28 protein-coding genes are annotated in these 24,639 nt (G+C 42.4%); 20 read left to right on the forward strand and 8 right to left on the reverse strand.

The features are described from left to right. Positions 1-51 precede the first annotated feature (51 nt). The gene (locus GBC03_00125) at positions 52-558 is read right to left on the reverse strand and encodes a hypothetical protein (protein ID QFS68719.1); all 507 of its coding nucleotides are present in this window, start codon (positions 556-558) and stop codon (positions 52-54) included. Positions 559-715: 157 nt separating this feature from the next. On the opposite strand from GBC03_00125, the gene GBC03_00130 reads away from it, so the two are divergent. The 3 genes from GBC03_00130 (at position 716) to GBC03_00140 (ending at position 2,644) form a co-directional block, all read left to right on the forward strand. Continuing rightward, positions 716-1,117 carry a hypothetical protein gene (locus tag GBC03_00130; GenBank protein ID QFS68720.1) on the forward strand — a complete coding sequence of 134 codons (402 nt, stop codon included), beginning with the start codon at positions 716-718 and terminating at the stop codon, positions 1,115-1,117. A gap of 112 nt (positions 1,118-1,229) precedes the next feature. After that, complete coding sequence (locus tag GBC03_00135) at positions 1,230-2,420, forward strand: hypothetical protein (protein QFS68721.1); 1,191 nt, start codon at positions 1,230-1,232, stop codon at positions 2,418-2,420. A gap of 35 nt (positions 2,421-2,455) precedes the next feature. Beyond that, positions 2,456-2,644 (forward strand): hypothetical protein, encoded by a 189-nt coding sequence (locus GBC03_00140; protein QFS68722.1) that lies wholly within the window; start codon positions 2,456-2,458, stop codon positions 2,642-2,644. A gap of 37 nt (positions 2,645-2,681) precedes the next feature. Here the strand turns inward: GBC03_00140 and GBC03_00145 are convergent, their stop codons facing one another. The 3 genes from GBC03_00145 to GBC03_00155 are packed head-to-tail and all read right to left on the reverse strand — an operon-like array spanning position 2,682 to position 5,452. Continuing rightward, positions 2,682-3,656: a hypothetical protein gene (locus GBC03_00145; GenBank protein QFS68723.1), complete on the reverse strand. Its 975-nt coding sequence runs from the start codon at positions 3,654-3,656 to the stop codon at positions 2,682-2,684. Between the two features lie 23 nt (positions 3,657-3,679). Beyond that, entirely contained in the window at positions 3,680-4,795 is a 1,116-nt protein-coding gene (locus tag GBC03_00150; GenBank protein ID QFS68724.1) for a tellurium resistance protein, read from the reverse strand. Positions 4,796-4,801: 6 nt separating this feature from the next. Beyond that, positions 4,802-5,452: a hypothetical protein gene (locus tag GBC03_00155; protein QFS68945.1), complete on the reverse strand. Its 651-nt coding sequence runs from the start codon at positions 5,450-5,452 to the stop codon at positions 4,802-4,804. 290 nt (positions 5,453-5,742) lie between these two features. On the opposite strand from GBC03_00155, the gene GBC03_00160 reads away from it, so the two are divergent. The 7 genes from GBC03_00160 to GBC03_00190 all read left to right on the forward strand — a co-directional run bounded on the left by GBC03_00160 (position 5,743) and on the right by GBC03_00190 (position 11,690). Then, positions 5,743-6,159 (forward strand): hypothetical protein, encoded by a 417-nt coding sequence (locus GBC03_00160; GenBank protein ID QFS68725.1) that lies wholly within the window; start codon positions 5,743-5,745, stop codon positions 6,157-6,159. A gap of 4 nt (positions 6,160-6,163) precedes the next feature. Continuing rightward, on the forward strand, positions 6,164-6,892 hold the full coding sequence (lepB, locus tag GBC03_00165; protein QFS68726.1) for a signal peptidase I: 729 nt from the start codon (positions 6,164-6,166) through the stop codon (positions 6,890-6,892). 6 nt (positions 6,893-6,898) lie between these two features. Further along, entirely contained in the window at positions 6,899-7,534 is a 636-nt protein-coding gene (locus tag GBC03_00170) for a hypothetical protein (protein ID QFS68727.1), read from the forward strand. Further along, a complete protein-coding gene (locus tag GBC03_00175) occupies positions 7,531-7,839 on the forward strand; it encodes a hypothetical protein (protein ID QFS68728.1) in 309 nt (102 codons plus the stop codon). The genes GBC03_00170 and GBC03_00175 overlap by 4 nt, the downstream gene beginning before the upstream one ends. Positions 7,840-8,298: 459 nt before the next feature. Beyond that, the gene (locus tag GBC03_00180; protein QFS68729.1) at positions 8,299-9,378 is read left to right on the forward strand and encodes a topoisomerase; all 1,080 of its coding nucleotides are present in this window, start codon (positions 8,299-8,301) and stop codon (positions 9,376-9,378) included. Positions 9,379-9,610: 232 nt separating this feature from the next. Further along, complete coding sequence (locus GBC03_00185) at positions 9,611-10,939, forward strand: hypothetical protein (protein QFS68730.1); 1,329 nt, start codon at positions 9,611-9,613, stop codon at positions 10,937-10,939. A gap of 541 nt (positions 10,940-11,480) precedes the next feature. Continuing rightward, the gene (locus GBC03_00190) at positions 11,481-11,690 is read left to right on the forward strand and encodes a hypothetical protein (GenBank protein QFS68946.1); all 210 of its coding nucleotides are present in this window, start codon (positions 11,481-11,483) and stop codon (positions 11,688-11,690) included. Between the two features lie 35 nt (positions 11,691-11,725). On the opposite strand, the gene GBC03_00195 is transcribed toward GBC03_00190, so the two are convergent. Beyond that, on the reverse strand, positions 11,726-12,280 hold the full coding sequence (locus GBC03_00195) for a phospholipase D family protein (protein ID QFS68947.1): 555 nt from the start codon (positions 12,278-12,280) through the stop codon (positions 11,726-11,728). 279 nt (positions 12,281-12,559) lie between these two features. On the opposite strand from GBC03_00195, the gene GBC03_00200 reads away from it, so the two are divergent. Continuing rightward, entirely contained in the window at positions 12,560-12,895 is a 336-nt protein-coding gene (locus tag GBC03_00200) for a hypothetical protein (GenBank protein QFS68731.1), read from the forward strand. Between the two features lie 48 nt (positions 12,896-12,943). On the opposite strand, the gene GBC03_00205 is transcribed toward GBC03_00200, so the two are convergent. After that, entirely contained in the window at positions 12,944-13,231 is a 288-nt protein-coding gene (locus GBC03_00205) for a DUF1294 domain-containing protein (GenBank protein QFS68732.1), read from the reverse strand. Between the two features lie 175 nt (positions 13,232-13,406). Here GBC03_00205 and GBC03_00210 point away from each other — a divergent pair, with 175 nt between their 5' ends. Beyond that, positions 13,407-14,882 (forward strand): AAA family ATPase, encoded by a 1,476-nt coding sequence (locus tag GBC03_00210; protein QFS68733.1) that lies wholly within the window; start codon positions 13,407-13,409, stop codon positions 14,880-14,882. A gap of 39 nt (positions 14,883-14,921) precedes the next feature. On the opposite strand, the gene GBC03_00215 is transcribed toward GBC03_00210, so the two are convergent. Beyond that, positions 14,922-15,926: a thioredoxin domain-containing protein gene (locus GBC03_00215; GenBank protein ID QFS68734.1), complete on the reverse strand. Its 1,005-nt coding sequence runs from the start codon at positions 15,924-15,926 to the stop codon at positions 14,922-14,924. Next, positions 15,844-16,413 carry a hypothetical protein gene (locus GBC03_00220; protein ID QFS68735.1) on the reverse strand — a complete coding sequence of 190 codons (570 nt, stop codon included), beginning with the start codon at positions 16,411-16,413 and terminating at the stop codon, positions 15,844-15,846. Before GBC03_00220 ends, GBC03_00215 begins: the two co-directional genes overlap by 83 nt. Positions 16,414-16,562: 149 nt before the next feature. On the opposite strand from GBC03_00220, the gene GBC03_00225 reads away from it, so the two are divergent. From GBC03_00225 to GBC03_00260, 8 genes are all read left to right on the forward strand, one after another. Next, the gene (locus GBC03_00225) at positions 16,563-19,265 is read left to right on the forward strand and encodes a DNA helicase (GenBank protein QFS68736.1); all 2,703 of its coding nucleotides are present in this window, start codon (positions 16,563-16,565) and stop codon (positions 19,263-19,265) included. Beyond that, positions 19,258-21,234, forward strand: a complete 1,977-nt coding sequence (gene traD, locus GBC03_00230) for a conjugative transfer system coupling protein TraD (GenBank protein ID QFS68737.1) — start codon at positions 19,258-19,260, stop codon at positions 21,232-21,234. The genes GBC03_00225 and traD overlap by 8 nt, the downstream gene beginning before the upstream one ends. 2 nt (positions 21,235-21,236) lie before the next feature. After that, a complete protein-coding gene (locus GBC03_00235; protein QFS68738.1) occupies positions 21,237-21,623 on the forward strand; it encodes a hypothetical protein in 387 nt (128 codons plus the stop codon). After that, complete coding sequence (locus GBC03_00240) at positions 21,608-22,258, forward strand: DUF4400 domain-containing protein (GenBank protein QFS68739.1); 651 nt, start codon at positions 21,608-21,610, stop codon at positions 22,256-22,258. The genes GBC03_00235 and GBC03_00240 overlap by 16 nt, the downstream gene beginning before the upstream one ends. 84 nt (positions 22,259-22,342) lie before the next feature. Beyond that, positions 22,343-22,636 (forward strand): hypothetical protein, encoded by a 294-nt coding sequence (locus tag GBC03_00245; GenBank protein QFS68740.1) that lies wholly within the window; start codon positions 22,343-22,345, stop codon positions 22,634-22,636. Then, positions 22,633-23,451: a thioredoxin domain-containing protein gene (locus tag GBC03_00250; protein QFS68741.1), complete on the forward strand. Its 819-nt coding sequence runs from the start codon at positions 22,633-22,635 to the stop codon at positions 23,449-23,451. The genes GBC03_00245 and GBC03_00250 overlap by 4 nt, the downstream gene beginning before the upstream one ends. 49 nt (positions 23,452-23,500) lie before the next feature. Then, entirely contained in the window at positions 23,501-23,785 is a 285-nt protein-coding gene (gene traL / locus GBC03_00255; protein QFS68742.1) for a type IV conjugative transfer system protein TraL, read from the forward strand. Beyond that, entirely contained in the window at positions 23,782-24,408 is a 627-nt protein-coding gene (locus GBC03_00260) for a traE family protein (GenBank protein QFS68743.1), read from the forward strand. The genes traL and GBC03_00260 overlap by 4 nt, the downstream gene beginning before the upstream one ends. Positions 24,409-24,639: the final 231 nt, after the last annotated feature.

Consider the following 24,639-nt stretch of genomic DNA (forward strand, 5'->3'; position numbering starts at 1 on the left):
CCATCACTGTTAAGTGATGGTTAATGATTTCAATATGGAATTATTTAGTAATCAAACAAAATAACCAGGATTATTAATCAGATCACTTTGTTGAGTACTATGTGCCATTTCAACAAATTCAGACACGCTTGTAATTTCATTGAGTGTGGTGATTGCGAATAATCGAAAAGAAAACTCTTTATTACCTTTTCTTGGGTAGATGTTCAGGAAAAAATTCAACTTTTGACCAACCGGACACATACTTGAAACCGCAGCATAAGATTGTGTCTGTCTGAGGTACTGAGTGAGGAATTGAGCAAGATCAACACCCTCATCAGACGTTAACGACCTGGATGTCTGAACCTTTAATAACCTTACAAGGTTATCTATGGCGGTCTGAATAGGAAGAAGTTCTATCTGAGGAACCTTCAAAAAATCAGCTATGATAATACCAAGTAACTGGCTCTGATCGTTCATGAAATTATGGATATAAAGAAAGTGTGAGTCACCGAATCTTTCAGCAGAATCATACTTAAAATTCCATTCATTCAATACTGCACTGTACTTCATTTTATTCATGGTTAGCTCCTCTTTATATAAAAAAAGATTAACGCAACATTCATCGGTGACGAAATTCTAAGACCCGTTAATTTCGCCCCCTATTGGGGTCATAAAAAATTGTCACGCTACGGCCTGTCTGGCAGAATCCCCTGAAACCGATTTGCGATAAGTAACCCTGATGAAAAACCTCATTAATGATGTTGCGACTGAAGCACGGGCATTACTGAACGGTATCCTCGCTGACTGTGATACCGATGACACAACGGGCACATGCCTATTTGCCAGTCTGCTATTAGCTCGTCTGGCACATAGCAAAGGGTTATCAGCTGTGATTAGAGGTGGCGATGGGAAATCTGACGGCGGGTTATTCACTATGTATGGCGGGTTCGGTCATTACTGGTGTGAGATCTCCAACAACGATGAATTCCATATTGTTGATATATCGGCAGATCAATTTGGCTTCGAAGGAGTTATCGTTAAGAACATCAAAGAGGTAGAAGGCTGGCCACGTTACATCCCTGGAAACCAGGATGTCGTAAATGCTGGAGTTGAGGAGCTCTTCAACCACGGATACTAAATGGTCGAGTCTAAGTGCGATTTATACACCTCAAAACGCCCCCATTCTCGATTCAAGAATTATTGATTTACAAGTAATATCAGAAATATTTAGTTCACTCTAAGGCAAGTGAATGAAGAAGAAATTACCGTCATGGTCACCAGCTGAAGATCTGAAGCTTATAAAAGGGCTTAAGGATGGTTACTCATTTGCAGCGCTTACGTCCATTCTTGGATACAATGAAAGGATAATCCAGTTAAGATGTATCGAGTTGGATTTATACCTTCTCATAAGAGAAAATCTCTCCGAGCCTAACGAAATTACCCTCAAGCCTAACTCTTCAATCAGAGTGCCACCGGCTGAACCAGCTTCAGGTATAACTCTTAAAACCCTGCTAGATAATGGATGGGTAGCACACTGCATAAATGGTGAAAATGTTCTGTACTCTCCAGAATGGTGGCGAACAAGAAACACAAGCCTGTTAGTACCCGAAGATGAGGATACTGATCAGCTACATAAGAAAACATCTTCACACCTCATTACCGGTAAACCGTGGACTCCTGACGATACTCGGGTCTTACTTAAGGCGATACAACATGGTATCAGTAAAACGGCACTTGCCGAGCTTACCTTAAGAAGCCATCAATCCACTCTTCAGCAACTTATAGAGCTTGGAATGATTACCGTGGGCGCTGAAGACGATTCATCTAGTACGGTTATATGGTTAAATAAAAAAATAAGTTCTGCGAAATTATCAAAAAAACGTTTTCTTGATGTCCTGCCACTAATCGAATTCGGCTGGCACATTGATGGATTCGACCTTACCGCCCCAGATTGGTGGAGCAAGCATATAGTGCTTAATGAAATTATCTATGAAACCGTACCAGATAAAACCATTTCAAATTACCCGGCCAGAACTGACATTGATTGTGATAGTGAAAAACCACAACAAATTAAGGAAAGATCAGTGCCTGAACGGAACCAAAGAGAACCACAAAAACCAGCCAAATGGGTATGTGGAAACTATAAGTTTTTAATTACACTTCTATCTGAGCATCGTTCAATAGAAGTGATTGCCAAGAAAATGAATAGGACAGATGGCGCGATTAGGTCACGTCTACAGCATATCGGTATAACGCGTTACGAGAAACCAACAAAACCTGGTGAAAAAGGAAGTGTCATTAAAGCTACATCAATTTCTACAGATATCTTCAGAAACCAGCCATTTTTTGTGAAGAGATTACTCATAGATGCCGGATGGTCTGAAAAAAACAATGAATTGCATTGCCCGGTCTGGTGGAGCAATTATCCACACAACGTTTAACGGGCTTAGTCACGAACTCTACCCTGGAGAACTATATGTTTGATTATTTTAACAGACCATTTGACACTTTCGACTGGGCGCTGATTATAGGATGCGGAATCCTTTTTGTCGGGCACTTTATCTGGAAAATCTTCTTCAGCGATGAAGGCCGTAGGAAAATTGATAATGAAGCGCCGCCTCCAATCATGACTCAGAAAGTAGATGATGAAACGGATGGTAAATAAGCACACAAAAATAAAACGCCCTTAAGGGCGTTTTATTTTATTTCGACAGATATTTAATATTAGACTCTATCAAATAAGTAAGCCTACGGCCATTTCTAACCGTCAGCAGTATAATCACCACAAAAATTACGGCAAGTATAAAAAATATTAGAGCAGTACTTTTTATAATATATTTAATATAATTGGATTTAAGATCATTTCCCGACTTCCAAGCAGAAAGAGGATTTGAAGCAAGCGCACCAGACTTGTAACCAATGTCATAAATATGGTAATCAATAGCTTTATAAAGTTGTGAATCAAACAGTGTGTTTTTGTCTTTGACACTATCCTCTTTATATTCAGGCATTAACAAAACCAAGTTTCCAAGATGATTTTTATAATTGCTATCAGATACTTTTTCAGCAGTAATTATTACACCTCTGAGTAACAGGCCATCGATATCTCCCAGTTTTTTTGCAGTAGCTGGTTTAGGATCTGCAAGTGCTTTTTCAACTGACTTTCTTAGTAAACTCCCTCTGTCTCCATAGATTTCATACAAAGAGTCCAAGTCTCCAGTTTTCATAGCAGTACTTATTTTGTCGGTATTGTATTTATAATTATGAGGCTCATCACCAAATGCAGCAATAAATAAATTAAACCCTACAAACAATACTATGCAACTTGTCATTATCTCAAGTTGTAAACCATTCCCATTAATAATTGCCCCTAGTATTACAATCAATATACATACACCCACACCAACTCTTCCATATATGGAAATAAATGATCCTATCGTATCAAAAGCATTTTCAGGAACTAACTCATTGGAGCGTAGAATGTTGAATATATCGTCAGAAACCTGTTTGACTTGCTCATCTACTGGCATGTCTGATGGAATACAAAACCATAATATTAGAAATATAATAGCGAAGATTAGAGATATAGCTAAGGTAAAATATATAGCTCTATCACGCTTCCGTCTAATAGCATTCTCAACATCATCATATGGATTACTTTGTCTGATTCTAGCCATAGCACATCCTCTAAATTTAACTATTATTTGGAAGACAGTTCTTTTGCTACCATAAAACGCTTCTCCTTCCATTGCGCTGCGCGAGCTTCAAGCTGGGTATGTTGCGTCTTGGCTCGGTCGTGGATTTTTTTAATTTCTCGACCGGCCTCATTGATCTGGTTTGATATGTAATCAATTGTCTCAACATCATATACAGTACGATTAGCTGTTTTGGCTACACGAATACTGCTCTCTTTTACTAACAAAGCTTGACGTCTGGCTTGTTGATTTACAGAATCACCAATTGCCTGAATCAGTAATGAGCTTTTATCACTCCTTTCGGCCTGGTCAATAATAAGATGGCTGCGTTTAGAAGATGGTATCGTTACTTTAATAATAGTTTCAAACTGGTCTACCATCGAGAGGTTATTGAACTTCATCATTTTCATCATCTTTAGGTCTTCAAATGCCTTTTGTTGTTCCGTGATCATGTCATTTCGACGTTTTGTTATGAGGGCGATTTGATGTTCAATATTCATTGCTTCCATGCTCAGCATGGTATTATCAGGCTGATTTTTTAGTTCCTTACGAATAGAAGCCTGAACTGTTTGTAACTTCTCCAGAATGTAATAGGCAGCTACAATGTTAACCCCTGTATTTTTTACACTAGTTAAAGCTTGGTCATACATTCCATCAATATTTTTATTCATTTCAAACAACCCCTCCGATATGCTTTCGATATCCGAGGTTAAAATATCGATTTGTCCTTTAACTGAATCAAATCTTGACATTGCACTAAAATGAAGACCGATGGCTTTCATTATGAAAGGCCCAACATACGGTATCCGTGACAGTTTCTTTTGAAGATAACTTGGTTCGACTGCATTACTGACTTCACGAGCCAGTGCAACAATCTCATTCAGAGTCTCTCCCTTCTTGCCCTGAGATGATGAGCTGACGCTGAGAAGGAGGTTATCAAGATAATTAATATCAGTAGTGTCCTCCAATCGTCCAAAGTTATGCGCGGCATCAATATCACCAATCTGGAAAGATCTGACTGCATCTTTTATTGATGATTCCATACTTACATCAACAGCATATTTATCAAATTCCTTAGCCACTTTGACATCTAATATATCAATACTATTTATGATCTTCATGTTATCTCACCTTATGTTCTTATTTAATTTATTGACCAGCTTCTTGAATTTTTCATGAGCCACTTCATCAATACCACTACAAACACCACTGGCGTTGATGTTCTTAGCCTGCCCTTCCCACATAGGTAATAAATTATCTTTAATATCTCGAAGGCTATCTTTTACATCGACAGCTGTTTCATAGCTCATTTGTGCTTGAACCTGACTTAGTTTTAAACCAACAAGAACTCCCTGAAAGTTATTAACTCTTATCCGTAGCCTGTTAATTGCCATATATTCATTGCTTGTGACACTATAGTCACACTCGTTCTTATTTTTCAGATATGACTCAACAACATCTATGAAAACCTCTAGCTGATGAATATCTTGCGCATAGATTGCCTCCAAACCCTTCGTGATTTCAGCATGAGCGGTTAGCATTTTGAAATGATCAGGTATCCGTTCGCATAGTTTCATAACTACTTTGTTATAAATATCTAGCTGGGCTTTCCGTAAGATTTCGGAACCTGTTAAATGATCGAACATCCGACGAAAAAGATTCTTTTTTCCCTTTGAGAAATTGACTTCCGCTTTTGTCATTGCGTCTATGAGATGGTAAATTTCATCTAAGAGCGACTTTTCAATATCACTCATCTTAACTGCTTCATCAATTGACATTTCATGCCCATTGATGTTGAGGACACATTTTTGATTTGAAATAAGCTCTGGCCCAAATCTATCGTAACTTAATGGGTCTTTAACAAAGGCTTCAACCATCTTAGTGGCATCACTGCTCATTTCAATTCTCCACAAATTTCGATAGAAAAAATTTACCATGTTCTCTTAAACTATCGAAATTCCTGACCATATAATGTCCGTTTTTCGGGGTCGTTTTGCGTTCAAAAAAAGTCGGAGAAAATTTGTCTGTCTATAAGATGGTGTAAACAAGTATAACTATGGTGGATTTCATGGTTAAATTTATACCCATTATGGTGGTAGCGGGCAGAACGCAGGCCAACTCTATTGCCAGGTTTCTACTGGATTCAGTGCTGGTGTGGTCATTATTGTGCTGGCTCAATACAATTATTCCATTCTATGTGCCGTTGGTAATAACCATTACAACATGCACAATTTATGCACGAGTTGGTTATAAAGTATTTTTCAAGCCGTTAACCTTCATGAAAACTAGAAGTTTTTATGTCGATGCTGAAAAACCAACAGTTCAACTCAATTACACATTAGCTGGTGGGCAGGCGAACCAATTTTTCACTTTAGCCCAAAAAACCACCAGCATCCATTTTGTTTACCTTTTCACCTGTCTCGTATACCTGTTTTTGGGTAAATCGCTCTCTAATTACGCAAAAAATATTAAGCGTGGTATATAACTCCATGAAACCGTTAATTATTGTTTTTATCATCTCTGCACTTTACCTCTCTTATCAGCTGATAAGGTCTCGTCGTCCAAAACATTGGTTGATAGTTTCCTCCTCATTGTCGCTTGCGGTTATTGTGTCCTTTCAGTTTCTCGGCGGTGTATTCCTGATCCCGACAGAATCCATGTACCCAACTATAAAACCTGGAGACTTGGTTATCGCTCAGCGTGTAGGTGGTTTATTCGATCATCGCGCTATTAGGCGTGGGGACGTACTCGTTTTTAACGCCCCTTCTGTTCCCGGCGTTTACTATGTCAAACGCGTATTAGGTATTCCTGGCGATACCGTCACATACAACGAAGAGAAAATCTTCTCGATAAACGGTAAACAAAACGGAAACCAGATTAAAAAAGATGGTTTTACTACTCAATACCAGGCAGATACCGACACTGCCGGTCAAAGTTATATCTTCCAGACAGATAACCGTATCGGCTACGTGAAAACGGGTAAGAAATGGATCATTCCCGAAGGATACTACTTTATGGCCGGTGATAACCGAGACCATTCGCTTGATTCCCGTTACTGGGACAATCCCCCTGGCACACCTAGGAACCTCAGAGGTCTCATTCCCCATGATAGTCTCGTAGGGCGAGTAAATTTCAGGATCGTCAATTTAGGCTTTCTGGCGCGTGGGGATTCAGGTGACCGTTCCATTAAACAACGACAGCAGCCGCATCAAAGGTAATCAGTCATGATGATCGAAACCTTTTACAAAACCAATAATGTGGAGGTCAGAAGCACTTACGAGGAGGTACTATCTGCCTACCAATTGTGGTTCAGGTTAACAAACCAGCTCTGTAACGATGAAGGATTCGAAGGTTTTACTGCTCATGATTTTTGTGTGCCTGATTTGTTTCTGCGATCAGTCGAATGCCATATCCAACGTGTGTCTGGTTTCCGTCAATTCAAAGAGCAATGCTTAATTAGCCCCGACAATACTATTCCTTTTGCCCTAAGAACAGACCATGAACATGGCTCTGCGCTATTCAATAGGTTTAATGATATATCGAAGTCTGCACTGACATCGCTGGGTATCGATCCAATACGCTTTGGTAACCCACCATTTGGTTTTGCGAAGGCTGTATTTTCGATTCTGAAAATTCACCATGAAGCAAAATTAAATGGATTAGTTGGGTACAGCCAGTTGTGGGCACTTGAAAACCAGTTCGACGAAATCCTGTTTGTTTGTTCTCTACCCGTAGCAGGCTGCGGGAGAATTCCATTTTATGAGGCTCCAGCCATCCCTCCTTACTGGATACCCATCACGGGAACTGAAGCCATCGACCTCTTTAATACCCACAACACCAAAATGAGGAAGAGAGAATGAAATCTATCACGACTGTTCTTTTATGCTTCCTTATCCTGGGTTGTGGAAGTCGGGATAAATTACCAATTCCCGCAACCAAGGCAATAAACGCGCTTCCAGATGCGATGGCAACCCTTTCTAATGCTGGTCTCTGGAATGAAAATGAACTTTCTGGCGCTGAATTCCTTGAAAACAGTGACAGAAGTATGATAGTTGCGAACTTAACGAGCGTTCCATGCAGAATGGTGTTCAGTTACGTCAAGACTTCAAATCATCCTTATTGGATGCCGAGCCAAATTGCTTGTGAGGGAGATGAGAATGATTAACTAGATACACTGATATGCTTCGTCAATCGCTACACGGTGGTATTCTGTTATACAGGCCTGTAAAGTGTATGAGGAAACCATGAACTCTCTACTCCAGCGTGTTGTGATTTACGCCATTGTGATTCTGATATGTAGCGTTTATTGCGTTCTGTACTTTGTGCCGCTCACTTCCATAAAGACGATCAACGCCATAGGCATTGCAAACTTAGTGGTACTGGCGTTACTCACATGGTTGTTAGTAAGACCACGGTTGTTCCAATTGTGGGGTGGGTATCTTGTACTGTCAGCAATTTATTTAGGTGCGATTTACCCTGATTTTCCATATGTTGAAGAAATCATCGTTTATACATTTGCCCTGATTTGTTTATCAGTCATGTTTTACGATGTATTCATTGATAACTGTAATGGGATACTGAGGCGCACCTTTCTTAGAATTAATTCTGAATGAATGGTGACCATATGGTTTTTAGAAAATTGGCAGCAAAAGGAATGTCCCGATGCGCCAAATTCCAGTGGTGCTTTTTCCTGCTAGCGTCATTAGCTTTATTCTTTCTACATGATGGCCCGTTGGTCATTGCGGGCCTCTTTATTACACAATTGTCTCTCCAGATGTCGATGACCCGTACAGGAAAGGAAGTCTTCGGCGTTATTTTTAATATCCAGTCATGGAGAAACAGTGGTGCTAGCCAGCAAACCTATTTTTTCCGGTGGTATATCGGCTTCCCGATTTCCTGCTTGCTATATATTCTTTCTCTTACTAATTATGTGTACGTTCCAGGCGATTTGTATTATCAGTTTATTGCAAGCAGTACTGATGACCTAGCACTCGTAATGAATCGTTTTGCTGTAGGCGTGAGTAACATACTCCCTGAAATCCTTCGAGGCGCATCTCTAACCCTTTCGATGATGATGTTTGTCGCAACATTGCTAAAAAATGTACAACTTGCTGAAGTACGTCGAATTTACTCCTCCATTCAGGATGGAAATGATTCCCAGAAAATTCTCTCGAATATGACATGGGAGCAATTCGAAAAGATTATAAGACTGCATTTCGAACTCAATGGCTACAAAGCAACTCTGACTAATACAGGAGCTGACGGCGGAGTCGACATTCTGCTGCAAAAAGATGGTCGCCGCGAAATGGTACAGTGCAAATTATGGAAAACCAGCAAAGTAGGAGTCTCGGTAGTCCGCGAAATTTACGGTGTAGTGCAAGCCAATGCATATGAGCGGGGTTATATCATCACCTCTGGGTTCTTTACTCAGGATGCATGGGAATTCGCTCTTAGCGCAAATGTTAAAGGAACATTATCGCTTATCGATGGTTCCAGACTTCTGAAAATAATCAAGGATAAAGAAATCCCCCCGCCTGCCACTGAGATAATAAATGTTGGTCCAGGTGAGAATCAAATATACGATCTTAATGTCATACCTAGCTGTCCCCGTTGCCATAGCAAAATGGTTAGAAGAATGTCGAATGGAAATTATTTCTATGGTTGCTCGGCTTACCCAATTTGTAAAGGAACCCGTAACCTCTAGAAATCTATTTTCAAGAAAACCATCTCATTTTGCGGTCGTTTTCAGGCCGCAAAATTTCGAGAGCTACCTCCCTCAAGATATAATCCGTTTATTATCGCGAGAGCATATTTTCCTAATCAATTCCGGGGCAACCATCTCACGCGATTATGGGGCTTTCCATATCATGCTCACTTTCATATACACCGTGAGTTGGGGCTTCGGCCAGAACGAATAGTGATCAACGAGGTTTTCAATGACGAGTGAAAAACGTGGCACAAGTGCTGAATACGGCCAGGAGAAATTACGCGAACGCGCAGCGCAGAATGCTGGAGATGAAACCCCCAGTGTTAAGGCGCGATTTTCTAAAAAAACCTTGAGTATCCTGGTTGCCGGTATCTTTGCGGTAAGCACATTAGGCGCATTTATTTTAATGAATGGTAAACCAGACAAAGAACCGAACCTATCTATCGTCGAAGTTGCAAAGAGTGGGATCAGCGTTAACCCGGATATTGCAAAACAACATGGTATCGATGTGGATGACGATGACCTTGATACCGATGAGGCTGGGCCTCAGCCAACACTGACACTTCCTATCACAAATAATGAACAGGAACCCGCATCAGCGCCCCCTGATGATGATAAAAGTGAACCTACTGTCACAAAGCAAGATAGCGCCGGTGTTTCCCCTGCATCGTCTGATAATCTTGGCGATCAGATGCTAAAAATGGCCACAACCACGCCACCAGCTAACCCGGATGCAAATTCACCAGTTGTATCTAAGTCAGATCCTGCTACGCAGTCATTGGTTGACTCAATTAAGGCTGAACCTGGGTTTACTGACGGTAGCGAGGTTTCACAAAACGCAGAGCAACCTGGAACGGTTGAGATAACTCCTGCACAGGAAATCGCTAAAAAAGCACTATCTGGGGCCACTAGTGAAGCCCCGGCTTCAGCTCCAGTTACAGCAGAACCAAATCAACACGCTGCGGCGCAGACCAACCCGGTTCAAACACCGCCATCACCTACCACACGTGATATTGCAGGTGTTGAAAACATCACTAAAGATACCTCTGGCCATCAAATTGACCCAGCTGAGTTCGGTTATACGGAACCCACTAAAACTACTGCTACGTCAGACTATAAAGCAGCATCAGAAGGCTATACAGCCCAACAGTTTGTTGTTCAGGAGAAGAATGCGCTTACTGGCGCTGACCTGGACTATAGTGGGCACTTTAAAACTGTTGAATACAATTCGCAGGGACAAAATACGGTATTCGTTTATTCAACCTTTTCATCAAAAGTATTCTTATTACCATCGAAAGGTAAGGTCAACGTATACCTTTCTGATGAAAAAGGTTGGTCAGTCTCACTCCTCCCAGGAAATATCCTGCGGGTACAGCGTTCTGAAAACAAGGGGGCATGGTCGCAGGCAACCGACCTCTTTGTACTCAATGGCGAAAACTCCTACTCGTTGATTCTTCAGGCTGTTGGCGATCCTGATAAACGAACCGATTCCCTCAAATTCACAAAAAAGGAACTTTCTAAGCAAACGGACAAGTTGGCCAAAAAATCCAAAGCCTGACTGTTGAATTGAAAATACGAGCGCATCTTTGGTGCGCTTTTTTTTCGGGAGAAGTTACATGACAGATTCATGCATCGACGGCTTAAGGCTGGTTTCGACCAGTTACCACATTGGTTTACCCTGGATTGAATGGTCAGAGGCGAGATCCTACATCGTATGCCGAGCACTGGTAGATCAGGGAGTAATTGCCGGAACTGCTACTATAGGAACACGTCGAAAAAAGGTCAAAGAACGCATCAATCCAGGAGATCGTGGGTTATACCAAGTCACTGAAACTCAGTACGGATGGATAGCACTTAAGGGTGGTGGCGTGATCGATCCCTGCGGCTTTCTTGGTAACTCTTTTTCCGGCCCGGAACCCCAGTTTTGTATCCTTGAGAATGATGAGTGCTATATCAGGGGTATAAATCCTGTTCAGTGCCCGAGAACTCACTTACCTGAACATCTTGTAAGTGATGAGTTATTCCCGCTAACACGCGGTGTTATGCGCGATACATGCAGCCGTCTGCTGGGTTACAGGTTGCATATACAGGGATTGACTATGTCAGAGGCAGCATACCTTCTGTCGAGACCGCTTACCGATTTTGACCGGTACAGCCGCCTGGTATATGAATACTTTATTAAAATGGGACTAAGCAGCATTATGCCATTAAGCAACATCAAAATGCTGCATCCGAATTTAGCCCGTAAAGGTTGGCGTTCATTTTATAACGACCTGGATATGGACGAACTTGAAGCGTTTCTTAAATGATAAAATCAGGGTTCATCCCGAACCCTGATTAAAATTCAATAATTAGGTATGTAATCCACACCACCAGTCCAACGAGATTCCCAGTGGGCCAGATACAGCGCTGTAACATCTGGTGCGTTATAAAGTACAAGGCTATTTTCACTATTTTTATTGAAAGCCGAACTTGAGTAATTATAACTACCGGTTTCAACAGATATCCTATCAACACACAAATACTTATCATGGTGCAGAAGAAATTGATCATTCGTCCGTAACGGAATGCCCGCGTTAACTACTGTATTCATAGTCGAGACTGCATATCGGTTATTATTTTGCCCTTTGTCAACTACGATCCTGACATCTACTCCCCTTCGGTGAGCATTAATTAATGCTTTCGCAATTACGGGTGACGTAAAAGAGTATGCCGCCATACGGATTTCCTGCTGAGCTGAATTGATCAGATCCAGTATTGCTTTCTGTGCAGACCCTTCAGGTGAAAATCCGACAACGACTCTAACGCCACCAGCCGGTAGCATTACTTCTGTTGGATTATCAGCCTGTGCAAAAGTAGAAAAAAATAATAATCCCAACGATGTCAACGTACTGACCAACACCTCTGATTTCAACATATCCACCTCGTTTAAATGTGACACTAGTAAAGTTGGCTTTCATACTCAAAAAGAAGTTTTCATCCAGATTTTCATATATGTTAATAGACACGGATAAATGTCACCTTATATCACACATTGCTATTGTATAACGCCCTGCTTTAACAATGAAATCAAACAAAACAAATTTTATATTAATAAAGTTCCCGGCTCAAACTCGTTAAATAGCTGGAGAACATCCAAAGATCGAAATTATTAAAACTCGTTATTAAGGATGTTTAAATGAACGCTATCAAATTTGAGAAGTTTAAAACCCCGCTGGTGATCACCGGCATTCTGATTCTTGCCATTGTTACCGCTCACGCTTCTGGTTCAACCCAGGCAGGTTTTGACGATGTATGGCTCAAAATCTCTGATTACATGCAGGGTTCTCTGGGTAAGGTGCTGATCGGTCTTATCGTTCTGGTTGGTCTCGCAGCTGCTGTTGTACGTCAGAGTCTGATGTCACTGGCGGTTGCTGTTGGTGGTGCGATCTCCCTGTACTACTCACCGGACATTATCAATGGCATGATGGCCGCATCCCACGCAGTGCAAACCACTTTACCGGCATTCATGTAACCATCATGGATGTAAAAAAAACCGGCTCTGGCCGGTTTTTTTACATCTTCATATTTTATTTCCCGCCCATAGAAAATTCCATAATCCGATGTAAAGAACTATCCAGACCGCAACGATAACCCGGAACCGACGTTGGTAAGCACTGCGTGTTTTGTGTTTAAACATTCGTTGAGCAATGAAACAACCTGGCCACCCGCCCAGCACAATGAGCGCATCCAGCGTCAGTTCATCCACACGGTACTCGCCAGCAGTCGCGGCCTTTTTATCTTTGTAATAGATGTAAATCGAAATCAGACTCCAGATTGACATCCAGACAAAGGACGATAAATAAAACATAGATTACCTCCTGTTGAGGGCCGCAGTAATAGTTTGATGGTACTATCTTATTGTATTACTCATGAACAGATAAATTTGTATTCTTAAAAATGGGTACAATTTGCCCCCATTTTTAAATCATTCGCGCCGTGTCAAAAGGTACTATGAAACGATATCTAACATAAAGGTAATTCTGATGCCGGTAACTGATGAACAGAACGTGATCATAGGTTTCAAACCTACACCTGGCAGTATTGTTTCAGTACAGGCATACGCGGGGTCTGGTAAGACCTTTACACTAAAAGAATTCGCGGATGCAAACCCCTCACTCAAAATTCTCTATATCGTTTTTAATAAAGCTATTAAAGATGATGCAAAAAAGAAATTCCCAAAAAACGTCGAGTGTAAAACATCTCATGGTTTGGCCGTGACCCGGTACAAACACTTTGCTCATAAATACAGACAGTTTATATCCGTGAGCGAATACCGCGCAATGATGGGTGAAGATGACTGGAGAGTGGTTAAGCTTGCAATAAATGGGCTTACCCATTTCATGAATTCAGATGAACACGAAATTACTACTGAACACGTACTTAAAGACTTAAGTAAAACCGATAAAATATCTCAAAGCAGGTTGGATCAAGCGCTACGTGCAGCAAAACGTACATGGCAAATGCAATCTGACCCACTCAACGATGCCTATTGCTCACCGAATACCATCCTCAAGTTGTTCCAGTTATCGAACCCAGCCCTAGACCAGTTCTACAATGTCATTCTCTTCGACGAATCGCAGGACGCAAATCCGGTAACGATCGATATCGTTCTTAGAAACAACTGCTGCAAAGTTTTTGTCGGCGACCAGCACCAAGTGATAAACCGCTGGCGCGGTGCGGAAAACGCCCTTGAGATTGTTGAAGACCACGGGGCTCAGGTTATGCGCCTGACTAAGTCATTCCGGTTTGGGCCTCTTGTTGCAGCACTGGCCAACGTTGTGCTGTCAATGAAGGGTGAAACGTTCCCCTTGGTAGGCCTGGGTAGTCTTGATGCTATCGTTGAGCCATCGGCGATACAGGATCAAAACTTTTACGCCATCATCAGCCGCACCTACATGGGAGTCATACAATCTGCCTACGAGTCGATTATGTGGGGCAAACGGGTGATGTGGAATGGAGGTATTTCAAAATACCGTCTCGACGAGCTCCTTGATTTACATGCGCTAAAAACAGGTAACATTGCTGCTATTAAAAATAACCGTATCACTACGGAATACGGGAACTGGGCAAATTTTTTAGAGATCGCAGAAACCACCAAGGACGTGGACATGGTGCGGGCGATTAAGTTAATGGAAGTCTATGCTGATATCCCCGGGATGGTTGAGACCATGAGGATGAATGAAGCCAGAACAGAAAAGGAAGCTGATTTAATTGTTACCACAGCCCATACCTCGAAGGGAAAGGAATTTGACCATGTCATCATCAATGACGACTTCCCATCCATTATAGAAGCCGTTGTGATGAAGAAGCCACGGGAAGTAATTATTGACGAACTTAATCTGCTGTACGTAACTATTACCAGAACCAAGAAATCTGTAAACATCAATACTTCGTTAATGGAGCTATTAGAAGAATACCGAAGTCGTATTGAGCGAAATGTTTCAGTAGTGATAATCTGACAAAAAAAGCCCTGGTTAATTCAGGGCTCTTTTTTATTTCTATTTATCTTGTTGAGCTGGTGAGGCTTCGCCTGATGTGTCTCTCTGAGAATCGACAACCATAGACTGGATCACTTCAACGAATTTTGAGAAGGGCTGTGCGCCTACAACAGAGACTTCTTTACCGGTGACATTATCACGCACAATCGTGGTTGGTGTACCATCAACACCGGCAGCTGAACCGGCCTCCATATCCTGCTTAATGCGCTTAATCACTTCAGTACTGCCCATACAGGTATCAAATTTCGCCTGGTCTACCTCAAACAGTGCTGGGATGCTGTCCGCATCCTTAAAACCTTTACCGTTTGTTTCAGTATGGTTAAACCAATAATCAGTAACGGCCCAGAAAGCACTCGGCCCTTTCTGCTCCGCAATACACTCAGCAACAGCTGCGCCCTTCGATGCGACCGGCTCATGGAATGACATAGGGTAATGACGCCATTCCCAGTTAACAGCCCCGGCTGTCGCGGTATCAACGATATACTTCGGCGTTTCTTTGAAGCGTTTGCAGAATGGACACTCCAGATCTTCATAGTTGATCAACGAAAACCGAGCGCCAGGCTCGCCATAGATATAACGGCCATCAGTATTTTTATTTGCTTTGTCCCAGCCTTTATAGAGTGCCTTTCGTTCTTCCGCGAGCTTTTGGTCGGCGATAGACTTAAGAGCACCCTTTACTTCGTCCTGAATATTTCCGTTCACTCCCTGTTGAACTGCGGGGTTCTTGGCCAGCGATGTACTAATTTTATCCAGCAGTTGATTGGTCATCACCTGGGTTTTGTACGAGATAAAACTAATTACCATCAACCAAACCATTCCGATTACAACAACGATTCCCCCGGCCCAGGCAAAAATTGTTTTATTTCCAGAACTGCACTTTTCATTTCTTTGCTTATCCATTGTACCCTCGCATTTTGATGGATTAGGACTTAGGTTGTTGGTTATCGATCTGCATCTGAATTCGATATTTCCGCAGCTCTTCCGGTTCACCACTGGAAAGCACATTTAATTCGTGGGCACTTAACCGATAGCCAGGTGTTGAGCAGTATTTATCTTTGATACGGAGGTATTCAGCCCTACTGGCGTTCTGTGTGTTATTAGGAAGGAGAAAGGTATTTTCCCCGCAAAATGCTGGGGTCTGTGTGAACGTGCCACGCGGCCCATTGGCATACTTTGTGTTTGCCACTGAAGTGAGCAAGACCTGGGTGTAATTGTCATGTGCCACATATCGCTTCCCGGATGGATCATTGATGGCATACGGACTCACGAGCGTATGCTCATACCCAGGGTAACGTATAGCCGCGCCACCGCGTTCTGTACCACGCCAGGATTCGGAGTACTGATACTGGTAGGGGTACTCGGCCCTGGCGGGGAGATTGCGCGTTTCGTCGAGGTAAGTACGTTGTGGCTTACCTGTCCCACTGCAACCGCTGGTGATTACGCCGGTAATAACCACCAGCAGGGGCAAAACAATTTTATTCGCCAATTTCATTGCTTAGTCTCCAATTGGATAGCAACGTCATTATCTTAATTTCTCACCCTTGACGTTATGTTTTATGAAGACAAAACGTCGTCATTTTCCAGCACGATTTTTTTCTCAATCGGTTAACTTACAAGGTACTTAACCGGAGAAATCTTTTAATGCTGAGACACATTAAAAATATTCTGAATACTTTTTTGCCTGATAACAAAAAGGCTACCACTGATCTATTCGGTGACGAAATCGATATGTCAGTAGATGAAGAAATCGGGAAACTCATTTCATCACGAGATAATATGCGCTATCCGGCAAGCGAAATCGGATTCCCGGCTCAAGTACCGGGTGAGTACGTATTACGTCATTACCAGAAACCACTTGTGATGGCGATTAAACGAGAACTGGATATTAGGGACTCTGAGTTTAATCAGCTTATTCTTCCTATGCTGATAAATTTCGCTAACTTTGTTCACCTCTTCCCGGCATCCGAAAACCATCATCACCGTGCTGCAACCGGATTGTTGCGTCATTCATTGGAAGTGTGTTTCCAGTGTATCCGGCGTTCTAAAAACATCGAGTTTGATTCAATGGCGGTTCCCGTACATAAATCAAATCGTGCATTAGCATGGCGACTTGCAGTCGCAGCTGGTGGGCTACTTCATGACCTCGGGAAACCATTTACCGATTTTGAAGTATGGAACGAAGACGGGAAAATTCACTGGCCTCCAGGCCATGAACCAATCCATGTCTGGGCAAAAGAGAACAATGTAAAAAGATACTATCTTGTATGGAAACCAGGCCGTCACCGCCAGCATACCTCCAGCACGAGCAATATGTTGTTGATGATCATGCCAAAAGAAATGCATGTTTACCTTCTTAACGGCGGGAATGATATTTTCAATGAATTGACCCGGGCACTGAATGCCAGTGCGCAGCTCAATGCAGAAAAAATCAGTGGTCAGGACGTTAAAAACAAGATCCTCACTACCATTAAGGCCGCCGACTCAGCATCCGTTAACTATGATATGCGGCAATACGCCGGTGATGCGATTCGTGCAAGCCAGTCAGGTGTACCTGCGGTTCAGCGTGTAGTTGATGCCATGCGCCATAGATTGAAAAAAGGAGATTGGATTCCCAACAAGCCAGGAAGCCCTGTATGGGTGACTACCTATGGCGTATTCATCGTCTGGGGTGTTGCGGTCAAGGATATTATTGAGACCGTTAGGAACTCCGGCGCTGTTATTCCACAAACCCAGAATAGTCTGGCTGACCTGATGCTAAGTTATCATCTCTGTCGACCAAACGTTCACCAGGACGATGACACTGCATACTGGCGTATTGCCCCTCATATCTTGAATGATAAAAGTTCAAGAGAAAGCAAAGACCCTAAAGTTGCGTTGAGCTGCATCCTTCTGATATCTCCAGAAGTACTATTTGTCGATACTGTTGACCCTCTACCATGCAGCAGCCGCATCCGTATTGAAGGTAAATGGGTGGAATACCTGACCGGGAGGCCAAACCAGCCAAAACTCGTCGAAAGCGAACCCTACATTGGTCAGAAGCCGGTTCCGTCAACCGGAATACCGAATGAGGTCGACCGCTCAGTTTTACAGGGCGGAACAATCATTGCTGATGAACAGGAATCTCCACTGGAGAGTATTTTTGGAAACCGACAGGTTACGCCGGAAAACGCCCACGAACTGCTGCATAAGCTCAATCTGCTTTCTGATGAGGACTACAATCGTGTAAAGGAAAGAAATACCAGTACCAAAAATCAAAAAGATTGTCTGGATGACACTAATTCACCAACAACTGAGCTGGCGGGCAGCGGGGAATCAAAAGGGCTCAAAGATAATCAACCAAAGCCAGTGTCGGAGAATAATGAACCCAAGCGCCGTCTTTCCCTCAAAGAAACCCTGGCATCGGCACAAACAGAGATTGAGTTCTCTGTACCCAGTTCACTTATAAAAGAACCAAACCATAAAACTCTGAACGAAACCCTTGAGTTTCATTCAATCATCAACTCGTATAATAGCAACGAACCAACTTCAAGCGATGCATTGGATCAGACCCAGCCCTCACCTACCCGTCAGGCATTAAAGGAAATTCAGCTGCACCAGGATGCTGTCGATACCGGCATTCAGTCTGGTGAGGTAATTGATGATTATTCAATTTACGAAGATTATGATTCCATGTGGCAGGATGACGTGAAAGCTGATAACGATTTTGGTTACTCGGCTCATGCGGATACTTCGGCCAACATACCGGCTAACGTAAAATTTTACGATAAATTTAGTCAGCTATACGTATCTGGTCTTGAAGCGGCCAAAGAATTTCTCGTTAAATATGTTACCGACCACTCAGACGATCTTTTCATTGAATCAGGCCACTTAATCATTGCTATTGATAAAGATTTTGATGAGCGTAATTATGCTCTGCTTCAGGACTCCAACTGGTTATGGCAAAGGTTTATGGAAGCCCCAGCCCAGTATTATTTCCATCGTACTCAGAAGTGCTTATATCTCAGAAAAGAACTTAATAATGATATCGACTTGCTGATGGATGGGAAGTTTAACGATCTGCTTTACTCTGCTTTAACTGATGTTTCTGATAAAGATTACAACATTACAGATTTATGCAATGAAATGATTTCAAAAGGTATGCTGAAGCGAACCTATTCTGGAGAGCCTGTCATTGCCGTAAGCGTTGCCTTAAAGCGACGTATTGCGGATGAACTCGGCATTGATATTACTCAATTGCAGAAGATTATGCTGATGCACTTTGATTTCTATTCAAAGACCGGTGTTGACTACATTCTTCCTAATAGTGAACGAATGCATAATCAAATGGTGGATAAAGATGAGTGAGTGGAAATATAACTTACGTTGGCGCACAAATTTTGAAGGCCTTGAGACTCTTGGTTGGACAGCAGGTATAGCCGCAACTATCGGGGTTAATACACTGTTTAACATGCCATCTCTACCCTGTTACCTCTCAGTTGCAGTCCAGGCTGCTTATGGTATTCGTAGTCTCCCGGCAGCATGGGATATTTATACGCACAAACGCCGCCTGAAGCGAAAACCAAAACCACTCGTAATGGACATGAAATCATTTATCGAACAGATGATTCGTGAGCCTGACAGCTATCTTATTTGCAGAGGCTTTGAGTGGGGCCAGAATGAGGGTCAACTGGCATCTGAGTTGATAAAGCGTGACATAAAGAAATTTGTAGCCAAACCATCCAAAAATTTTATGGGCCTCGGCTGGATTCATGCGCTAGGTAAAAAAAACGAATGGATCGGAATTTCTGAAGAACTTTTATCGTTGCATACGCTTATAACTGGCACAACCGGCTCAGGCAAAACAACATATTTTAAACTACTTATTCTTCAAGCCGCACTAAAAAAACAACCACTAATCCTCATTGACCCCAAAAATGATGAAGAACTGGCTGAATGGATGAAGTTCTGTCTGGAATTGGTGGATCGCTCAACGAAATATAATTACGTTTCATTGGCGCATCCTGAAAAATCAGCTCGAATATCTCCAATTACTAACTACACTCAGGCTGGCGAGGTAGCTAACAGAATTACATCGGTTATTCAACGTGCTGATAGTACGAGCGATCCGTTTGTTTCATTTGGTATTATGTCATTAACTACGGTTGTTGAGCTGATGAAAATCTGTGAAATCAAACCGACTTTACGCAATATTAAATCACAACTGAGTGCTGACATCTCTTCATTAGCATCTCTATTGATTATGGCCATCACTAAATTCGGCCACAAGACTTTAGGAGAGTCCGATTTCGACATTATTTTACAGGCGAAAATTGACCGTTACTCGTCTAAAATTAAAGGCCCAAAAGAAATAGCAGAAATATGTGCAGACATTTACCGAAATGACATTAAAGGTAATAAAGGGAAAGGCGATACTTCAATTGAAGCCGGTATTGATATGTTCGGTCATCAGCGCGAACACTTCCAGAAAATGATTCTGAACGTGATGCCAATTCTTAGTCAACTAACTCAAGGGTTTATGTCAGAGTTGTTATCCCCTGACAGTGCTGATGAAGATGAACTGAATGATACTCGTCCAATTTCGAATATTCAGGATATCATCACTACCGGGGGAATGTTGTATTTGGGGTTAAATTCCCTTGCAGATGCTGAGACTGGATCTGCGGTCGGTTCTATTTTCCTGTCTGATATAACATCTGTTAGCTCGACTGTGTACAATTTTTTAAAACCTGGTGGTCAGGACTTGGCTTCTGTAATGGTGTTAATCGATGAAGCAGCTGAAGTTATTAATGACCAAGTTATTAAAATGTTGAATAAAACCCGTGGTGCTGGGTTCCGCTTATTTATTTCGTCGCAATCGACTTCCGACTTCGAAGCCCGTCTCGGTTCAGAAGCCAAAATGAAGCAGGTTATAACCAATACGAACCACTTTACGGCGCTACGCACACCAGATCCTGATGCCCAGGAAGCAGTCATGAAACGAGTACCACCGACAAAGTTCAAATATATTATGCGTGGTCATGGCTCCAGCGCAGGTGCAGATCCTGAACAAATCACCGGCAGTGTCGGGGAACGATTGATGGAGGAAGAAGGCGAGTTATTTCAATCTCAACTGCTAGGTTGGTTACCCAACCTCGAATGCATGGCCATAAATCAGGCTAATAAAATAGTAAAAGGTAAAGTCCCCGTCATATTAATGCCGAGGAATGAGTCCGAGTTAAGCGATGTCCGAACTATCGCTAAAAAGTACCTTTCAATCTACGAACGTCAACAAAAGGTTCGTGGTGAAAAATCACGTATCAGCGCCGAGGGGTAAATATGATTAAAACCAAAACTCTATTAAAGCGTAAAGATGATCAAGCCTCATATGACGGTTTGACCATGATCTGGCCATGTGTTGATGGCATCACTGGGCAAATGTTAGCTCTACTGAAAACCCTTACTCCTGATGAACGCGTTGGTGCAGCAGTGAGCTCCGCTATCAAAGCTTATCATCAGGACAACGAGCAGGAGCTGAATGACTGGGAGCGGCTTGCGATCTATATCATTGAGCTTGGCTTGTTCGTTTGCCGGGAACTTCAACACACGTTGAATTTCTGTGAAATTACTTCACGGATAAATCTCCCGAGAAAGCTAACCAACGAACTGATTATCCAGGCTGGGAGGAAGGCGAAGATTGGGGATATCGAATGTCTGATAAGTTGAATGAGGAAAAGTGGCCTAAGACGATAAAGACACTGATCATCTGGAGTTCGACGATTCTCCTTTTTATCTCTGTCTTCTTTCCGGTTGAGTATTTTAAGTCTAATGCTCTGAAAGAAATCGCATGGGGTCATAAAATGATAGGCGAAAAAGATTTCGTCATGGTATTGCAAAAGGCTCGCGACAATTATACTGAAGCATTTGTAAATACGGGGATTGATAAGGCGTTAAAGGATTTTTACCAGCTTCCTCCCAGCGACATGGCCAACCACGGCGGGCCACTGAAATACTTTGTTGGGCTTTTCCAGAACATTGCCGAGAACCTGAATTATTGGCTCTACATGATTATGTATCGTTTAACACTTGATATGTATTGGTTACCGTACATGGCCGTGGTCATCATCCCGTCTCTGTTTGCAGGGGTAATGCGGTGGATGGCAAAAAGATATAACTTTGGATATGCCAGTCCGTTTCTTAACCGTCGTAGCATGGTATTGATTGGCTGGGGTGTATATAGCGTTCTCCTGTCGCTTTTTATACCGTTACCTGTGCCTCCAATGATCGGGGCACTCATAATGATAGTAATGATTCCTATTGGTTCATCTCTACTTATTTCAAACCTACCAAAACGTATTTAACCTTAAGAAAAGCACCTCAATTTGCGGTGCTTTTCTTTTTCCTCAATATTTCATGTTTGTTAAATTAGCTGTGCGAGGTGATGCATGACTAATTCGAAACCATTTATTCTTTCTGCCCTGCTCTGCCTGACGTTTACCGTAGGGATGATTAGCTATTTGCTAATTTCTGATGTCCCAGAAAAAATCCGTATCCTCAATCAGAAGATCACGGCATCAACTTACCCTCAGTCACGGGATGTCCTGAACAAAGACATGGCTGAAATCATACTGCCCTATCTTAAAAAGCAAAAAGCTGCTGAGGCGTCTCAGGTCAAAGTCCAAAAGCCAAACGAAATCTATACGCCGGAACAATTGCAGCAATCAAGAGGCTACAAATGAAAAAGAACATTTTGAACTCTCTTATATTTGGAATTCCGCTCATGGTTATGGTAAGCACGGCTGCATTTTTTACTTACCAAATCGATAGACAGTCCCAACTTCTTAATGACCTAGCGATCGTTGCTGAGACTCACAAGCCCGTAGTAAACAACAAAAGCGAACTACTGGACGCATTTGCAAAATACATTAATGCAGCGGGCCTAAAACCTGAATCGCAGAAACAATCCAATGTCGGTTACCGGACTGGAAACAAACCCGATACCGCCTATGCGCCTTCTACGGACAACGAACGTATTTATGGGAACCCGGATGCTCAGTTCTATATCATTGAGTATTCCGATTTTGAATGTCAGTACTGCAAACAACATTTCCCAATCGTTATGGATCTCGTGGATTCATCACAAGGGAATATTGCGATGGTTTTCAAACATGTTCCTGTTCACGGGCAGGCTTCCCGTACTGAAGCTTTAGCAGCGGAGTGTGCTGTTGAGCAGGGAGGAAATCCATCTTTCTTCCAGTTATCTAAAGCGTTATTCCGCTACAGCCAATCTGACGGGCACGGTCTTAGCGCACCGCTAGACCAAATCGCCCGCGAAACTGGTTTAGACCCGAACCGCTTACTTGAATGTATCAATGCGGCCAGGCCGTCCAGCAAGATAGCCGACGACGTTCGTGAAGCAGGTCAGCTTGGTATCCAAAAGACCCCTACAAACATTGTTGTCTACGGTGATAAGTCAGCCATTGTTCAGGGCGCAGTAGATGGAGCAGGCCTTATGCAAATGATGGCTCAGCTTGCAGGCTCTGGTCAGAAATAGGCGCATTTTGTCGTCAATAAATCTGAAAAAATTCATATGAGAGGTCATCATGGAACCTGTTTATATTTCTCACTCGATTGACGAACCACCAAAGTTATTTTTTTGGTCGATTGATGAAGCCATGCCATTTTTCGTTGCTCTCGCGGTTGGGATTATCACTGGACGATTATTACCGATGATAATTCTGGGTGTTGTAGTTTCACGTGTTTATGGCGGTTTTCTGGCGCGAGCTTCTGAGAAATATTTTATGCACCTCTGTTACTGGAAATTCGGAGTCACATTCGGTGGTGGCACTTTTGTACCTGAATCCTTCGACCGGGAGTTTATTGTATGAATATCCATAATTTCAAAAAAGGGTTAGTTGGACTTCAGTTAGAAAACAAAAGTTTCAAGTTAATCTCTGCCTCAATGATTCTGGCAAACCTTGTACTTGGTTATGCTCTGTTAGCCAAAACACAACCCATCACTATTATTCCGCCAAACCTTACAGAAACAGCCTGGCTGGATGAAAAAGCCGCCAGCAGCTCTTATATGAAGGCATGGGCGTTATATATAGCCGACAGTTTTGGAAATGCTAACCCAGCCACTTTAGATCTACTCAAGAATTCTATCGGCCCGTTTCTTGACGCTTCAATTTACACAAAAGTTATGAAAGCAATGGACGACCAGATTGACCAAATTAAGCGCGACCGAATCTCGCTTTCTTTTAATCCGGTCGGGGTTATCACCGACCCGTTAGCAGTTGGTACTTTTTATGTCACCGGTAACCAAACTCTCGAAGGTATCACCGGCAAACCATCGACCACGCCAGTCTATTACGAGATTACTGTTAACGTAAAAGGCTACCGGCCCATTATTACGTTCATTGAGATAAAGAGTGGCAAACCGTTGCTGCCAAGTGAAGAAGATAAACACAAAGGTCAAAGGCAGAAATCTTCGGCAGCTCGAACTTCCTGACAGAATTTCGTTAGTTGATTTAACCGAGATATAAATCTTTAAGCGAGAGATTAATAAATCAGCAATCAGTAAACAAAACGGATGTGCCGAAATGAATTTTCTGATTGGTAATAGCCAATTTAAAAATGAACGTAGTGTTGCCACTTATCGGGGGGCTAAATGTTGAATAGTAAACGCATAATTATCCTGTTGCTTACCGCGTCGTCCACATTAGCGACCCATAGCGTAACG

Origin of the sequence: Citrobacter telavivensis, assembly GCA_009363175.1 — a bacterium.
GTDB classification, from domain to species: Bacteria; Pseudomonadota; Gammaproteobacteria; order Enterobacterales; family Enterobacteriaceae; genus Citrobacter_A; species Citrobacter_A telavivensis.

Excerpts from the sequence above, each read along its gene's own strand:
- GBC03_00125 (QFS68719.1), bottom strand. The coding sequence starts at position 558 with ATGAATAAAATGAAGTACAGTGCAGTATTGAATGAATGGAATTTTAAG.
- GBC03_00135 (QFS68721.1), top strand. The coding sequence starts at position 1,230 with ATGAAGAAGAAATTACCGTCATGGTCACCAGCTGAAGATCTGAAGCTT.
- GBC03_00140 (QFS68722.1), top strand. The coding sequence starts at position 2,456 with ATGTTTGATTATTTTAACAGACCATTTGACACTTTCGACTGGGCGCTG.
- GBC03_00145 (QFS68723.1), bottom strand. The coding sequence starts at position 3,656 with ATGGCTAGAATCAGACAAAGTAATCCATATGATGATGTTGAGAATGCT.
- GBC03_00150 (QFS68724.1), bottom strand. The coding sequence starts at position 4,795 with ATGAAGATCATAAATAGTATTGATATATTAGATGTCAAAGTGGCTAAG.
- GBC03_00155 (QFS68945.1), bottom strand. The coding sequence starts at position 5,452 with ATGTCAATTGATGAAGCAGTTAAGATGAGTGATATTGAAAAGTCGCTC.
- GBC03_00160 (QFS68725.1), top strand. The coding sequence starts at position 5,743 with ATGGTTAAATTTATACCCATTATGGTGGTAGCGGGCAGAACGCAGGCC.
- lepB (QFS68726.1), top strand. The coding sequence starts at position 6,164 with ATGAAACCGTTAATTATTGTTTTTATCATCTCTGCACTTTACCTCTCT.
- GBC03_00170 (QFS68727.1), top strand. The coding sequence starts at position 6,899 with ATGATGATCGAAACCTTTTACAAAACCAATAATGTGGAGGTCAGAAGC.
- GBC03_00175 (QFS68728.1), top strand. The coding sequence starts at position 7,531 with ATGAAATCTATCACGACTGTTCTTTTATGCTTCCTTATCCTGGGTTGT.
- GBC03_00180 (QFS68729.1), top strand. The coding sequence starts at position 8,299 with ATGGTTTTTAGAAAATTGGCAGCAAAAGGAATGTCCCGATGCGCCAAA.
- GBC03_00185 (QFS68730.1), top strand. The coding sequence starts at position 9,611 with ATGACGAGTGAAAAACGTGGCACAAGTGCTGAATACGGCCAGGAGAAA.
- GBC03_00190 (QFS68946.1), top strand. The coding sequence starts at position 11,481 with ATGTCAGAGGCAGCATACCTTCTGTCGAGACCGCTTACCGATTTTGAC.
- GBC03_00200 (QFS68731.1), top strand. The coding sequence starts at position 12,560 with ATGAACGCTATCAAATTTGAGAAGTTTAAAACCCCGCTGGTGATCACC.
- GBC03_00205 (QFS68732.1), bottom strand. The coding sequence starts at position 13,231 with ATGTTTTATTTATCGTCCTTTGTCTGGATGTCAATCTGGAGTCTGATT.
- GBC03_00210 (QFS68733.1), top strand. The coding sequence starts at position 13,407 with ATGCCGGTAACTGATGAACAGAACGTGATCATAGGTTTCAAACCTACA.
- GBC03_00215 (QFS68734.1), bottom strand. The coding sequence starts at position 15,926 with ATGTGCTTTCCAGTGGTGAACCGGAAGAGCTGCGGAAATATCGAATTC.
- GBC03_00220 (QFS68735.1), bottom strand. The coding sequence starts at position 16,413 with ATGAAATTGGCGAATAAAATTGTTTTGCCCCTGCTGGTGGTTATTACC.
- GBC03_00225 (QFS68736.1), top strand. The coding sequence starts at position 16,563 with ATGCTGAGACACATTAAAAATATTCTGAATACTTTTTTGCCTGATAAC.
- traD (QFS68737.1), top strand. The coding sequence starts at position 19,258 with ATGAGTGAGTGGAAATATAACTTACGTTGGCGCACAAATTTTGAAGGC.
- GBC03_00235 (QFS68738.1), top strand. The coding sequence starts at position 21,237 with ATGATTAAAACCAAAACTCTATTAAAGCGTAAAGATGATCAAGCCTCA.
- GBC03_00240 (QFS68739.1), top strand. The coding sequence starts at position 21,608 with ATGTCTGATAAGTTGAATGAGGAAAAGTGGCCTAAGACGATAAAGACA.
- GBC03_00245 (QFS68740.1), top strand. The coding sequence starts at position 22,343 with ATGACTAATTCGAAACCATTTATTCTTTCTGCCCTGCTCTGCCTGACG.
- GBC03_00250 (QFS68741.1), top strand. The coding sequence starts at position 22,633 with ATGAAAAAGAACATTTTGAACTCTCTTATATTTGGAATTCCGCTCATG.
- traL (QFS68742.1), top strand. The coding sequence starts at position 23,501 with ATGGAACCTGTTTATATTTCTCACTCGATTGACGAACCACCAAAGTTA.
- GBC03_00260 (QFS68743.1), top strand. The coding sequence starts at position 23,782 with ATGAATATCCATAATTTCAAAAAAGGGTTAGTTGGACTTCAGTTAGAA.